Raw genomic sequence first — 12927 nt, forward strand, 5'->3', positions numbered from 1 at the left:
CTCCTAACTTTGCGCTAAAATAGTGAGTATAACCTACCAATTTGTCAAAGGTAATGGTTGCCCCGATGGCGTGATTTTTACAAAACCTGCTTAATGGGTGGCCGCAAACAAAATAACATTAAAGAAGTCCATGTCTGAAAGTAAAAAAGTTGTTTTAGCGTTTAGCGGAGGTTTGGATACCTCTTTTTGCGTCAAATATTTGTCGGAAGACAAAGGCTACGAAATTTACTCCGTATTGGTGGATACGGGCGGTTTTTCGGACGAAGAACTGAAAGCGATTGAAGCCCGCGCGTATTCGTTGGGCGTCAAAAAACACGCGACCATTTCCAAAACACAGGATTATTATCAGCAATGTATTAAATACCTAGTGTTTGGCAATATTCTCAAAAACAATACCTACCCGCTTTCGGTGAGTGCGGAGCGTATTTTTCAAGCCATTGCGGCTGCCGAGTACGCCAAAGAGATTGGTGCTGAGGCCATTGCGCACGGGAGTACGGGTGCTGGAAATGACCAAGTTCGGTTTGATATGGCGTTCCGTATCATTATGCCAGAAGCCGAAATCATTACCCCAATTCGGGATTTAAGGTTGTCGCGCGAGGCGGAAATTGATTATTTGAAATCAAAAGGAGTCGATCAAGAATGGCACAAAGCGGCCTATTCTATCAATAAAGGCCTTTGGGGGACGTCGGTTGGCGGTAAAGAAACCCTCACATCAGATAAATATTTGCCCGAAAGCGCTTTTCCGACGCAAGTGAGCAAAACAGAAGCGGAACGCGTAACCCTGCAATTTGAAAAAGGAGAATTGGTTGGAATCAACGATACGGCTTATTCACCCGTGGAAGCCATCCAAAAACTGGCCGAAATTGCGGCGCCGTTCGGCATTGGGCGCGATATTCACGTGGGAGATACTATCATTGGTATCAAAGGCCGCGTAGGCTTTGAAGCAGCCGCACCTTTGGTCATTATTAAAGCCCACCATACGCTCGAAAAACACGTACTGAGTGAGCAACAATTGTATTGGAAAGAACAACTGGCCAACTGGTACGGAAGCCTGCTGCACAAAGGTCAGTTTATGGAGCCTGTGATGCGAAATATTGAGACATTCTTAGCCGATACCCAACAGCACGTAACGGGCAAAGTGCACCTTACGTTGGCACCTTATCGTTTTTATGTGGAAGGAATTGAATCAAGTTACGATTTGATGTCGCCAGTGTTTGGAAGCTATGGCGAGATGAACAATGCTTGGACGGGCGACGATGTACGGGGATTTGCCAAAGTTGCCTCCAATCAAGTGATGATTTATCAGAAAATCAGTGAGTTGAATAACACACATTAACTACAAGAATGATTATGGGAGCACTCGAATTAAGAAATGCAATTCTGGAAAGAACGGCTCTTTTGCCGGAAAGCTTATTGCAGGAAGTATATGATTTTGTAGAGTTCCTCAATCTAAAGCAGCAACGTTATCTGTCTGATTTAGAGGATAATCTATCTGTGTTTACTCAGTCTGAAATCACTCACGTGGAAGAAGAATTTCTGAACTATAAAGAGTTATATCCTCGTGAAGGAAGAAGTAATTGAAGGAATTCGAGTAGTTACACCCGATAAGTATGTCACAGATACGATGGCTTTGGTGCTTTGGTTAGAAAATCGTAAGCTTCCACCCAAAGTAAAAGACATTTTTGAGAAAACTTTATCAATACCGCCCTGGGAATCTATTATTTATATCCCAAGTATTGTATTGGCAGAAGTAGGCTATTTGTCGGAAAAGGGGAGAATAGAAACAAATTTACTCGAAATTGAAAAAAGGCTTTTACCTCCGAACACAGGCGGTTTTTACGTTTACGGACACCAGTTCGAGGAGATAAAAACAACTTTTGAAATTACAGATATTCCTGAACTACATGATAGGCTCATTGCGGGCGTTGGAAGAACTTTACAATGTAAAATACTCACAAATGACCCGAAAATGATTAATTCTAACTTTGTGGAAACTTTATGGGAGTAATCCTAAATAATAAATGAGAAAAAAATTACTCTTTGTTTCCCTATTCTTATTGGTTTCGTTGATTACAAAAGCCCAAACCGAAGGCTGGGCTATCTGTAACAGCGGCGCCAATTTATATTTCAAAATCGTCGGGAGTGGGAGCCACGTATTGGTCGTAGGCGATGTGGGCAATTCGTCGGCCTACCTAAAAGACTTGATTAAAAAATTGTCGGAAACAAACCGCGTGGTTTATTATGACCCGCGTGCTACAGGCAAAAGCCGTTTTCCCGTTATCAATGATTCAACGATTAACTTTACGAAAGCGGTGGCTGATATCGAAGCCCTTCGTATGGTGTTGAGGATTCCTAAATGGTCGGTGATTGCGCACGGATTTGGAGCCAAAATTGCCTGTGCTTATGCTTCGCAGGCAGGAAACCACCTAGCGCAATTGGTGCTTATCAACCCCACCGCCATGACCGAATCGAAACCCATAATAGCCAATAGCTATTTTGATAATTACGAAGAATACGGTTTTTCGCGCATGTTATCGCAGGAGGTCATCAATCGGCGTTTTGAAGGGTTACAACATCAACTCCAAACGCAAATAATGCCCACGGATTCTTTGGCTAGGGCCAGAGCGATTATGGCATTTCAGGCCGCTACTTATGTGCATGATACGCTCCATGAACCCATTGCTGCCGATTTTTTATACGAAAAAGTGCGTAACGTAGGGATTAAAAGCCGGGTAAGCACTAAATTTGTTCCTAACCCGCTTGATTGTATTACTGCTTTACGACAAAGGAACGTACCTGTGCTGGTGGTTGTATCGCGACAGCGCTATGACCTCAATAGATTGGTAAATTTTTGGAAAAAATCAGTTCCTAATGTCACAATCAGTTTGATTGACCGGGCGCATCATTTCCCTTGGTTAGACAATCCCGCCGCATTTTATGCGCAGGTAACTCCATTTTTACAACGTTTTGTAGAGGAAACTTATGCCGAACAAAAAAAAGCTAGTCGTCCTGTCGGGCGCGGGAATCAGCGCGGAAAGCGGTATTAAAACATTTCGCGATTCGGATGGACTGTGGGAAGGGCACAGCATCGAAGACGTAGCCACCCCAGAAGGTTGGCGTCGCAATCCGCAATTGGTGTTGGATTTCTACAATGAACGTCGTAAACAGGGATTGGAGGCCGAGCCCAACGCCGCCCATTTGATTTTGGCGGAACTGGAAAAACACTTTGACGTACAAATCATTACCCAAAACGTCGATAATCTGCACGAAAAAGCAGGCTCAACGAATGTACTTCATTTACACGGCGAATTGTACAAATCGCGCAGTACCAAAGACCCCTCGTTGGTGTACGACGTGAAAGGCTGGGAGCTGAAATTGGGCGATACCTGCGAACTGGGTAGTCAACTTCGCCCCAATATTGTGTGGTTTAGAGAAGAGGTTCCGATGATGGTTCCCGCTGTAGAACTGGCCGAGCAAGCTGATATTTTTATTGTGGTTGGCACGTCGTTAGTGGTATATCCAGCGGCAGGATTGGTATATTACGTACCTCCTCGGGTGCCGATTTTTGTGATAGACCCCAAAACCCCCGAAATGTCGGGTAGCACGAAATACGTGACGTTTATTCAGGAAAAAGCCACGGTAGGCATGACAATGCTGAAGGAGAAATTATTGAAAGAGTATTTATGAAACTACTCGGATTGAGAACGGTTATTTACCCCGCCGCTGATTTATAGGCGACCAAACAGTGGTACATTCAGGCATCATTTTGTTATTTAATAAAGTAAGCAGAGCTCTTCTGCGCCTTCAATATATCTTCCAATGCAACTATTAGACGGTAAAAAACTTTCTGCTGAAGTGAAAGCGGAAATCAAGGTAGAAGTAGATAAAATCAAAGCCAACGGCGGAAAAACCCCGCATTTGGCGGCTATTTTGGTGGGCAATAACGGCGCAAGTGAAACCTACGTGGCCTCAAAAATCAAAAGTTGTGAGGAAATCGGTTTTAAGTCAACCCTCATCAGCCTGCCCGATACCACCTCAGAAGCGGAGTTGCTTTCGCACATTCAGGATTTGAATTTCGACGAAGATGTCGATGGCTTTATCGTGCAATTGCCGCTTCCTGCGCATATTTCAGAAAATACAATCATGGAAGCAGTTGCGCCCGAAAAAGACGTGGATGGTTTTCATCCTATCAACGTGGGCCGGATGTGTAAGGGCTTGCCTGCCTACATTTCAGCTACTCCTTACGGAATTTTGGAAATGCTCGAACGTTATAAAATAGAAACGGCCGGTAAACACTGTGTGGTGGTAGGGCGCAGCCAAATCGTGGGTTTGCCCATGAGTATTTTGATGCAGCGAAATGCCTATCCGGGCAATTGTACCGTCACAATTTGCCACAGCCGTACGCACAATCTGAAAGAAGTTTGTCAAAGTGCTGATATTTTGATTGCGGCCTTGGGTCGTCCCGAATTTATCACCGCCGACTACGTCAAAGAAGGGGCCGTGGTGATTGACGTGGGCATTACCCGCGTGCCAGATGCATCCAAAAAAAGCGGATTTGCCATCAAAGGCGACGTGAAGTTTGACGAAGTAGCACCTAAATCTGGTTACATTACGCCTGTGCCGGGTGGAGTGGGCTTGATGACCATTTGCGGCCTATTGACCAACACGCTGTTATCGTCAAAGAAAGCTATTTATAAATAAAGTTTAGGGTATTTATTTCAAAAAAGGCCGATTGATTCAATCAATCGGCCTTTTTTGAAAACGTATTTTGGAAACTGACTTTTTATCAGCTTGGCATATAGTTCAAGTCATTGTTCCGTTTTAACTTAATAATTCCCGTGGCGTTGAGGAATAAAATAAACGGATAAGTAGGGTCAAATTCGTGCCATTTTACACCAAAATTGGCGCGACCTCCGAGTTTGTGGTGGTTGTTGTGGTAGGATTCGCCCATCATCAAAAAGTCAAAAGGAAGGAGGTTGCGGGCGGTGTCGTTTACTTTAAAATTGGTATAACCGTATTTGTGGGCGTACCAGTTGATAATCACCCCGTGAACGGGACCCATCAAAAAGTGGATTGGCAACAACAAAAACATCCACCAAGCCGTGGCAAATTGTATATAAAACAAGGTGTACAATACGCCCCAACCAATGCGGATAACCCAATAATCGCCCAATCGTTCCATAAATGCCCAGTGTGGAACATCTTTTTTGAATTTGGCAGCAATGCTATCTTCGCGGTGCAGTATATTGTTGTAGTAATTCTTTGTTTTCCACATCATATCCACCAAACTCGACGAAAAACTTGGTGAATGGGGGTCTTCTTCCGTGTCGGCATAAGCGTGGTGGAGGCGGTGCATTACGCCATAAGCGTAAGGACTTAAAAACGAGGAACCTTGAAATATAAAAGTGAGGGTGTAAAAAAACTTCTCCCAAAAAGGGCTCATCGTAAACATTTTGTGGGCGGCGTAGCGGTGCAAAAAGAAGGTTTGCATCAAGAGAGATAAATACCAGTGGGCTACGAAAAATACAAGAACGTACATAGTTTAAAGATTGTGTTATCGGTAATGTATAGCAAAAGTACTAATGCCATTTCTTAAAAAAGATGAGTAAAATCAGTTCAAACCTTTTTTTTAAGGGTAAACCTCTCTACTTTTTACCATGGATTTTATAACGTTTCAATCGAGTCTGAAGGATTCACAACCTCCCAAAGACTGCACGCCAGTAGTGCAAGCGCTTTGGTACGATGCCAAAGGAAATTGGGAAAAAGCGCACGACATTGCGCAGTCGCGGGAGGGTACCCGTGATTACGACCGTTTGCACGCGTATCTGCACCGCAAGGAAGGCGATCAATGGAACGCGGGCTATTGGTACCGCCGCGCCCGTGCCGAAATGCCTACCTATACGCTAGAAAAAGAATGGGAAGAATTGGTGAAAGGGTGGCTGTAAAATATGGAAAGGTAGAAATAAACTGGGCAGGGGCAAGCCCTGCTGAATTTGGCAGAGTCAAGCCCTGCCCCTACTTTCTGGCATAAAAATATAGATTGACGCTAGGTACGTTGCGGCGTTCGCTGAGGGTAAAATAACCCTTGCCGTCTTTGTCAAAACACACGGCCTCGCCCTGCGGCTCAAAAATATAAGGCAAACTTTTGGTAGGATTACGGAGCAGCACGTCGCCTACTTTTTCTTCAACCTTGCGTTTCCAGTAATAAATCGCGGTGTATCCTCTCACAATAATCTCTTTGCCATTGGTCGAAATACTGCCTCCCGTCAAATCGCCGCCCACGGTCAAATTTCCTACTTTTTCGGCCATCATGACTTCACTCGTAGATTGAGGGTAGGCAAGACGATACAAATGTGCTTGGCCTTCCCATTTAGAAACGATAAATAGGTCGCGGGTGAGGGGGTCGAGTAGCAATGTTTCGGCATCACGGGAGCCGTCTGGATAGCGAAACTGAATGCGGTCGTAGTTGGTGATGGTCGAGGTAAGACTGGCAGGTTCGGGAAAACGATAAATGCGTTTTATGTCAAGATTAATGGCATTGTCGCCTATGTCGCCCAAATACAGGTAGGTTTCGTTGGCTTGTGGGCCTGGGCCGATGGCAATGTCTTCCCAGTCAAAATTGGTAAAAGGAGTTTTTATTTTGCCCGCAATCTGCCCCTCTCGGTTTAATAAAAATAGCTCATCGGGCGAGGCGGCGTCTTCGTGTGACCATAACAAACCGGGTTGTTTGAAACTATCGGCCAGTCCAGAGGCTTCATCAAGGTCGTCGGCGGGCTGAACGGTCTTGGAGGTTGGCGTTTCGGCAAAATTCTCAGATTCAGGGTCTACTGGCTTTTCTTCTCTTTTGCAAGATAAAAAAAACAGGACGAGTAATGCGGATAAAAAGAGTGGGTTTCTCATTTCAATTTTTTAATGACAAATTCTACCCGTCGATTCAGCTGACGGGTTTCTTCACGGTTGTTATTGGCAATGGGACGCGTTGAACCAAATCCGCGCCCGCTGATGCGTTGACTGGCAATTCCCTTCGAAACCAAAAATGCTTTGACGGATTCTACGCGCTGCCTCGACAGGGCCAGATTGAGGTCAAAGTCGCCCAAATTGTCGGTATGCCCGTGCAATTCGATTTCGGCGGCGGGGTTATCGCGCATAAACATCCACAAACGATTCAAGTCCTCTTCCGATTCGGGAAGCAGTTCGGGCTTTCCCTGCACGAAGCGAATGTTTTTCAACACTATACTTTCACTGATTGTAACGGGTTTTAGGGTGAAAATAGTGCCGTTTTTTGATTTTTCGGTTAATTCCTTGGCCGTATAATGAATACTTGTGGGGAAAAAACCATCGGCTTCTACCATAAAATACACATCCTGACCCACTTCAAACGCGATTTTAAACAATCCATCGTCGGTCCCTTTGAGTCGTTGTTTTTCGATATTATTTTTATCCAATACCACCACCGTTGGCTGTTTGACGGGCTTTCGGGTCGTTTCGTTCTGCACTTGCCCACTCAGCACCAATGAGGGCTCTTTTGAGGGCAAATCATTGGCACTAGGAGGTGTTTTCGCTTGGGGCAGTGTGGTAGCGGGTAGAGGAGAGGTGGCTACGGGCTGAACGGTCGGCTTTTTGAGTACCGACTCGTTCAATTTGAGGTAGCTTTTTTTTACTTCGGTAGGTTCAACTACGTAGTCGAAGATTTTGATGATAGCTACGGCCCCTGCACTGGCTTCTTCTTTGACGATGAGGTCGTCATGAAAAAAGTTCAACACCCCGTCTTCGTCAATAACACCTTCGTCATTTTGGTCCGTAAATTCCACTTTAGATTCCCCATCCACGTACATTTTAAGTTGTTTGGTTTTTCCATTGCGCGAAATCACGTAGTGGGTGTATTCGTTGGCGCGCACGGGAGCGCGGGTTCCCAAGGCAAAATTGTAGAAGTTGAGTTTACCGTCGTAGATGTAACAGCCATGGTCAGACTTACGGTTTTTGAAGTCAATGACGCGTTTCCAGCTATCGAGTGCCGAAAATTTAAAATAAATTTCGATGGTGTACGACCCTCCCAGAAAGCCGTTGGCGGCTCGGTTGTCAAATTGAAGACCGTAATTTTTTTCAAATACGTAGACTGAGCGCTTGGCATTTTTGAGTTCTGGAAGCACATCTTCTTGAAATGTACCTGCTTCTTTCAGTACTTTCAGGGGTGGCAATTGCCCCGATTCTTCTTCCAGATTTTTCTCAAACTGATACACACCCGCCCGTTGAGCGTAAGTGCCTTGAGAAATCACCCAAAAAAATAAACACCAAAGAAGTCGATTCATTCAATAAAAACGGTTGGTACAAATACCCTTCGCCATTAGTAACGAACAAAAATAAGGGTAAATTAGCTTCAAGGGCGTTTTTTTATTTAATGACAAACTCCCAAACCGCCGCTGTGGAGTCAACGATAGCTTGGGAGTCAGGTTGTTCTAAAATGAAATGACCAATTATTCTTCGAGTAAAAACGGCAGGTCGTATTCGCGGATGATGGGCGCTTTTTTGCTCCGCACTTTTACTTCAACCCGGGCTTTGGGTGTTTCGTCGATGATTAAATAATTCTTGATGTAGGTATCTTCGTAGGTTGTCCAAGAATTGTCGGCAATAAGGTATTCCTGAACGTTTTGTTTTTGGGCCTGATATGCCCAGCGCTGGACGTGAAGCGGCTCAAAATTGACGATGGAAGTGCCGCCCGCAATGGTATACCACACCTGAATGCCCGGCACGCCACGGTTGCCCATTTCGGTGTTATGCTCTACATAAATACGTAGGATACCGTTGTCTTCAAGGTCACGAACCTCAAATTCGTCTATTTTTGTTTTGATGTTTGACATGGCTATATGAGATTGAGAAGTTGTTGTTGATAAATGTTAATGTTTAACAAATCGAATGTTTTCAAAAGGCATGAAATAATTGGGTAAGCAAGTAAGCGTGTCGTTGTCGAATGTAAAATCAACGCCTTTAAAACTCACCTTCTCCAACGAAGGGTTAAGGCCCACTTCGAAGTAGTTGTTGTTGTTGATTTCAGATTTTATTTCGCTGGCGATGTCTGGAAATAGCTCGTGCTGGAGGTAAATTCGGTCAATGTGCCCGTCGTTGAGGTGCAATTCGCCCTTTTTATTCACAAACTCTACTGATTTTTCTTGTCCTTTAAAAACAATCGCTTTTACGTATTGCGCCAGCATCGGATTTGGGGCTACTACTTTGATGGTGTAGCCTTTGCCAACCTTACTTTGTTTGGTGATACTAAAATCCTTCCCAGCCTCTTTGCTGCTTTTGAGCTTGATGGTTTTGCCATCTACGGTGTAGGTGCCTTCGGCAAATCGGTCGACCGCACCATACACGTAGAAAAATTCAAACGTACCTTGCTCCGTTAAGGTAAATCCTGCGGCCATGTCATGAATACCGGTCAATCGGTATTCGCCCGCTACTTTGGTCTGTGCCATGCTGTTAAAATGGATAAATAATGAGGTAAAAAAGAAAAAAAGGGTTCTCATGACTGAAAGAAATGTTTCGTAACGGTTATTTGTACCTGTTTTTGGCTGCTTTGATGATACAAAATTGTACGATGAAATTCGGCTGCCGAAACGAATGAGTATGAGGTGCGTAAAAAAACAATTGAAGTGCCGAAAATGAGGAGGTAAGGCGTAAAACCAGAAGACAAAGGGAGAATGAACAGATAGAAGTCTGCTAAAAGCAAGGGGCCGTAATGGGTGGCTAAGAATGCACTAAGAGGTTGAAGTAATCAACTCAAAAGATGGGTATATACTCTATTTAGGTGTCTTCACAGACCTGAGAAAGGATTCATGCAAAGGCGCTAAAAAGCAGCGCCTTTGCATGAACTTTGTATTTTTATGCTTCTTCTTTCTTCATCGACTTTTTGAAGCTTTTTAGTCCTTGTAATGGCGTATAATGGTCGCTCTTTTTGGGATAATAGCCCGTGCCGTTATAGACCCGTTTGTTGGGGCTGCATTTACATTCTTCGGAGCAGGCCCCTTCCATTTTCCAGCCGCAGTCTTCACACATTGCTACGTGGATGTTGCAGTCGTTGTTGGCGCAGTTGACCATGCGGTCGGAGGCCGTACCGCACACGTAGCATTTTGAAATCACTTTAGGATTGACGTGGTTGACGTCCACCGTGAGGCGATTGTCGAATACGTAGCATTTTCCTTCAAAATCTTCGCCGCCTGCTTCCAAGCCATATTTGATAATGCCGCCGTGGAGTTGATAAACGTTGTCAAAGCCTTGGTCCAATAGGTACGCACTGGCTTTTTCGCACTTGATACCGCCCGTACAATAGGTTACGATTTTTTTGCCTTGCCCTTTGAGATGCTCGATTTCCTTGATATGGTCGGGAAGTTCGCGCAGATTTTCCATGTCAAACGTAATGGCTCCTTTAAATTTTCCTACGCTGTGTTCGTAGTTGGAGCGCATATCAATCACCACCAAATCAGGGTCTTCCTGCAACATCTGCTTAAATTCGGCGGGCTCTAAGTGGGTTCCCGTTTGTTTCAAGGGATCAACGGGTAGGTCTGAATTAACAATTTCTTCTTTCAGCCGCACGTGCAGTTTCTGAAACGCGTGCGCTTCGTGGTATTCCACTTTAAAGTCAATCGTGGCAAAACGTGGGTCTTCTTTCACCCATTTCATATAGGCTTCGCAATCGGCCACCAACCCCGATACGGTTCCGTTGAGCCCTTCGGGAGCGATGATGATACGGCCAAGCAAATTATTATTTACGCAAAACTCGTGCTGCGCATCACGATACGCCTCGGGATCTTCGATGGGCACGTATTGATAATACAAAAGGACACTGTAAGGCTTCATCACAAAAAAACGGTTGTTTGTTACGCAAACGGCTGGCCATTTGCTCTTTTTCAATCAGTTAAAAGAAAGATTGACCAGATAAGTTTCCTGCAAAAATACAAATTTATAACCAGTCAATAATTGACAACGGTCATATACGGCAGAAAAAGCGCAAAATCTCTTTATCTTCGCAGACTTTTTGTATATTTCTACGTTTCAAACAGCAAATCTCATACCCCAAATATATTACTACTAACGGTTAACTTTTTTACTTCAATGCACATTGCAATTACTGGAAACATTGGTGCGGGCAAAACCACACTGGCGCGTAAACTATCAGAACATTACAAGTGGGGCGTATTGTATGAAGCCGTAGAAGGCAATCCTTACTTAGCCGATTTCTACGAAGATATGGCCCGTTGGTCGTTCAATTTACAGGTTTTCTTTCTCAACAGCCGCTTCTCGCAGGCCCAAAAAATCCGCTCCATGCACTACCAAACCGTGGTGCAAGACCGTACGATTTATGAAGATGCGTTCATCTTCGCCAAAAACTTGGCCGATTCCAAATTGATGGAAGAGCGCGACTACCAAAATTACCTGATGCTGTACGAAACGATGATAAACGCCATCAAAGCCCCCGATTTGATTGTGTATCTACAAGCAGACTTGCCCAAACTCCGCAGCCAAATCCAAAAACGGGGTCGCGATTTTGAGCAAAGTATTTCTGACGAATATTTGTTGAACCTGAATGAGTTATACGAAAACTTTGCCCACAGTTATCTGGACGGGACGCTATTGACTATCAACGTCAACAGCCTTGATTTTGAAAACAATGCCGAAGATTTTGACTTCATTGTTCAGCAAATGAATAAGGCTTTGGGGTATCGGTAGTAGAAGTCAGAAAAGGGAGCCGAACGCTCCCTTTTCTGTTTTTATTAAACTGTAAATCTGACTTAGAAATCAGCGTCAAAGCTCAGTTGTTGTACTTCTCTTTCTTTGCTGGAGTTTTTCACGCCTGCTTTCTGGTATTCGCCCACTTTCTTCTCAAAGAAATTGGTTTTTCCCTGAAGCGAAATCATGTCCATAAAATCAAACGGATTGACCGCATTATAGACCTTTTGCAAGCCCAGTGACAACAACAAGTGGTCGGCTACGAATTCGATGTACTCGTTCATCAACTTGGAATTCATTCCAATCAACGACACGGGCAATGATTCGGTCACAAATTCCTGCTCAATGGCTACCGCATCTTTGATTAAACTATACACGGTTTCTTCAGGCAACTTATTGACAATGTGGTCGGTATAGAGCAAACAAGCAAAGTCGCGGTGCAAGCCTTCGTCACGCGAGATAAGCTCGTTGGAGAATGAAAGCCCTTTCATCAAACCGCGTTTTTTCAACCAGAAAATAGAGCAGAATGACCCCGAGAAGAATATCCCTTCAACGGCCGCAAAAGCAATGAGGCGCTCGGCAAATGTGCCGTTGCCAATCCAACGCAATGCCCATTCGGCTTTTTTCTGCACGCAAGGGATGGTTTCAATGGCCCGCAACATACGGTCTTTTTCGGTCGGGTCTTTGATGTAGGTATCTATCAACAAAGAATAGGTCTCGGAGTGGATATTTTCCATGGCAATCTGAAATCCATAGAAACACTTCGCTTCGGCGTACTGAACTTCTTTTAGAAAATTAACGGCCAAATTCTCGTTCACAATTCCATCTGATGCAGCAAAGAAAGCCAGTACGTGCGAAATGAAGTGGCGCTCACCATCATTGAGTTTTTCCCAATCCTGCAAATCAGAGGCAAGATCAATCTCTTCTGCTGTCCAAAAGGCCGCTTCGTGGTTTTTATAAAATTGCCAAATGTCGTGGTGCTTAATCGGAAAAAGCACAAAACGGTGGGGGTCTTCAACCAATAACGGCTCTTCAGAAGCATCTAATAAATTTGACATACAATAGGTCTTTTAAAAAAGTGTGTAAAAAAATTTAATTATCAATGAATACTCAACTCTGTGTCTTAGTTCGACGTAACAAATTTATTAACTTTGGTGCTCAGGTAATTACCCTTTGGGGATTTATTGAGAATATTCCTATTGTGCA

The 12927-nt window shown here is 44.2% G+C and carries 15 protein-coding genes; 8 read left to right on the forward strand and 7 right to left on the reverse strand.

The window, feature by feature from the left end:
- Positions 1 to 130: 130 nt before the first annotated feature.
- The 6 genes from argG to folD all read left to right on the forward strand — a co-directional run bounded on the left by argG (position 131) and on the right by folD (position 4701).
- On the forward strand, positions 131 to 1336 hold the full coding sequence (gene argG / locus NCI00_RS09315; protein ID WP_253526883.1) for an argininosuccinate synthase: 1206 nt from the start codon (positions 131 to 133) through the stop codon (positions 1334 to 1336).
- A gap of 14 nt (positions 1337 to 1350) precedes the next feature.
- On the forward strand, positions 1351 to 1581 hold the full coding sequence (locus tag NCI00_RS09320) for a DUF2281 domain-containing protein (protein WP_253526884.1): 231 nt from the start codon (positions 1351 to 1353) through the stop codon (positions 1579 to 1581).
- On the forward strand, positions 1562 to 2008 hold the full coding sequence (locus tag NCI00_RS09325) for a type II toxin-antitoxin system VapC family toxin (protein ID WP_253526885.1): 447 nt from the start codon (positions 1562 to 1564) through the stop codon (positions 2006 to 2008). Before NCI00_RS09320 ends, NCI00_RS09325 begins: the two co-directional genes overlap by 20 nt.
- A 13-nt stretch (positions 2009 to 2021) precedes the next feature.
- A complete protein-coding gene (locus NCI00_RS09330; protein ID WP_253526886.1) occupies positions 2022 to 3047 on the forward strand; it encodes an alpha/beta fold hydrolase in 1026 nt (341 codons plus the stop codon).
- Positions 2983 to 3687, forward strand: coding sequence for an SIR2 family NAD-dependent protein deacylase (locus NCI00_RS09335; RefSeq protein WP_253526887.1), 705 nt, complete (start codon positions 2983 to 2985; stop codon positions 3685 to 3687). The genes NCI00_RS09330 and NCI00_RS09335 overlap by 65 nt, the downstream gene beginning before the upstream one ends.
- A gap of 132 nt (positions 3688 to 3819) precedes the next feature.
- Positions 3820 to 4701, forward strand: a complete 882-nt coding sequence (gene folD / locus NCI00_RS09340; protein ID WP_114069436.1) for a bifunctional methylenetetrahydrofolate dehydrogenase/methenyltetrahydrofolate cyclohydrolase FolD — start codon at positions 3820 to 3822, stop codon at positions 4699 to 4701.
- An 85-nt stretch (positions 4702 to 4786) separates the two neighbouring features.
- Here the strand turns inward: folD and NCI00_RS09345 are convergent, their stop codons facing one another.
- Positions 4787 to 5539: an acyl-CoA desaturase gene (locus NCI00_RS09345; RefSeq protein ID WP_253526888.1), complete on the reverse strand. Its 753-nt coding sequence runs from the start codon at positions 5537 to 5539 to the stop codon at positions 4787 to 4789.
- A gap of 118 nt (positions 5540 to 5657) precedes the next feature.
- Between NCI00_RS09345 and NCI00_RS09350 the strand changes: the two genes are divergently transcribed.
- On the forward strand, positions 5658 to 5945 hold the full coding sequence (locus NCI00_RS09350) for a hypothetical protein (RefSeq protein WP_253526889.1): 288 nt from the start codon (positions 5658 to 5660) through the stop codon (positions 5943 to 5945).
- Between the two features lie 70 nt (positions 5946 to 6015).
- On the opposite strand, the gene NCI00_RS09355 is transcribed toward NCI00_RS09350, so the two are convergent.
- The 5 genes from NCI00_RS09355 to trhO form a co-directional block, all read right to left on the reverse strand.
- Positions 6016 to 6900, reverse strand: a complete 885-nt coding sequence (locus NCI00_RS09355) for a YjiK family protein (protein ID WP_253526890.1) — start codon at positions 6898 to 6900, stop codon at positions 6016 to 6018.
- The gene (locus NCI00_RS09360) at positions 6897 to 8309 is read right to left on the reverse strand and encodes an OmpA family protein (protein ID WP_253526891.1); all 1413 of its coding nucleotides are present in this window, start codon (positions 8307 to 8309) and stop codon (positions 6897 to 6899) included. Before NCI00_RS09360 ends, NCI00_RS09355 begins: the two co-directional genes overlap by 4 nt.
- 165 nt (positions 8310 to 8474) lie before the next feature.
- Complete coding sequence (locus NCI00_RS09365) at positions 8475 to 8858, reverse strand: hypothetical protein (protein WP_253526892.1); 384 nt, start codon at positions 8856 to 8858, stop codon at positions 8475 to 8477.
- A gap of 36 nt (positions 8859 to 8894) precedes the next feature.
- The gene (locus tag NCI00_RS09370; RefSeq protein WP_253526893.1) at positions 8895 to 9470 is read right to left on the reverse strand and encodes a hypothetical protein; all 576 of its coding nucleotides are present in this window, start codon (positions 9468 to 9470) and stop codon (positions 8895 to 8897) included.
- Between the two features lie 406 nt (positions 9471 to 9876).
- On the reverse strand, positions 9877 to 10851 hold the full coding sequence (gene trhO, locus NCI00_RS09375; protein WP_253526894.1) for an oxygen-dependent tRNA uridine(34) hydroxylase TrhO: 975 nt from the start codon (positions 10849 to 10851) through the stop codon (positions 9877 to 9879).
- Positions 10852 to 11106: 255 nt separating this feature from the next.
- Between trhO and NCI00_RS09380 the strand changes: the two genes are divergently transcribed.
- The gene (locus NCI00_RS09380; protein ID WP_114462201.1) at positions 11107 to 11721 is read left to right on the forward strand and encodes a deoxynucleoside kinase; all 615 of its coding nucleotides are present in this window, start codon (positions 11107 to 11109) and stop codon (positions 11719 to 11721) included.
- Between the two features lie 62 nt (positions 11722 to 11783).
- Here the strand turns inward: NCI00_RS09380 and NCI00_RS09385 are convergent, their stop codons facing one another.
- Positions 11784 to 12779, reverse strand: coding sequence for a ribonucleotide-diphosphate reductase subunit beta (locus NCI00_RS09385; protein WP_114069460.1), 996 nt, complete (start codon positions 12777 to 12779; stop codon positions 11784 to 11786).
- Between the last annotated feature and the right edge of the window lie 148 nt (positions 12780 to 12927).

It is taken from the genome of Runella salmonicolor (genome assembly GCF_024158025.1).
GTDB classification, from domain to species: Bacteria; Bacteroidota; Bacteroidia; order Cytophagales; family Spirosomataceae; genus Runella; species Runella salmonicolor.

Bases quoted from the DNA above. Each gene is read 5' to 3' on its own strand.
- argG (WP_253526883.1), top strand. From the start codon at position 131: ATGTCTGAAAGTAAAAAAGTTGTTTTAGCGTTTAGCGGAGGTTTGGAT.
- NCI00_RS09320 (WP_253526884.1), top strand. From the start codon at position 1,351: ATGGGAGCACTCGAATTAAGAAATGCAATTCTGGAAAGAACGGCTCTT.
- NCI00_RS09330 (WP_253526886.1), top strand. From the start codon at position 2,022: ATGAGAAAAAAATTACTCTTTGTTTCCCTATTCTTATTGGTTTCGTTG.
- NCI00_RS09335 (WP_253526887.1), top strand. From the start codon at position 2,983: ATGCCGAACAAAAAAAAGCTAGTCGTCCTGTCGGGCGCGGGAATCAGC.
- folD (WP_114069436.1), top strand. From the start codon at position 3,820: ATGCAACTATTAGACGGTAAAAAACTTTCTGCTGAAGTGAAAGCGGAA.
- NCI00_RS09345 (WP_253526888.1), bottom strand. From the start codon at position 5,539: ATGTACGTTCTTGTATTTTTCGTAGCCCACTGGTATTTATCTCTCTTG.
- NCI00_RS09350 (WP_253526889.1), top strand. From the start codon at position 5,658: ATGGATTTTATAACGTTTCAATCGAGTCTGAAGGATTCACAACCTCCC.
- NCI00_RS09355 (WP_253526890.1), bottom strand. From the start codon at position 6,900: ATGAGAAACCCACTCTTTTTATCCGCATTACTCGTCCTGTTTTTTTTA.
- NCI00_RS09360 (WP_253526891.1), bottom strand. From the start codon at position 8,309: ATGAATCGACTTCTTTGGTGTTTATTTTTTTGGGTGATTTCTCAAGGC.
- NCI00_RS09365 (WP_253526892.1), bottom strand. From the start codon at position 8,858: ATGTCAAACATCAAAACAAAAATAGACGAATTTGAGGTTCGTGACCTT.
- NCI00_RS09370 (WP_253526893.1), bottom strand. From the start codon at position 9,470: ATGGCACAGACCAAAGTAGCGGGCGAATACCGATTGACCGGTATTCAT.
- trhO (WP_253526894.1), bottom strand. From the start codon at position 10,851: ATGAAGCCTTACAGTGTCCTTTTGTATTATCAATACGTGCCCATCGAA.
- NCI00_RS09380 (WP_114462201.1), top strand. From the start codon at position 11,107: ATGCACATTGCAATTACTGGAAACATTGGTGCGGGCAAAACCACACTG.
- NCI00_RS09385 (WP_114069460.1), bottom strand. From the start codon at position 12,779: ATGTCAAATTTATTAGATGCTTCTGAAGAGCCGTTATTGGTTGAAGAC.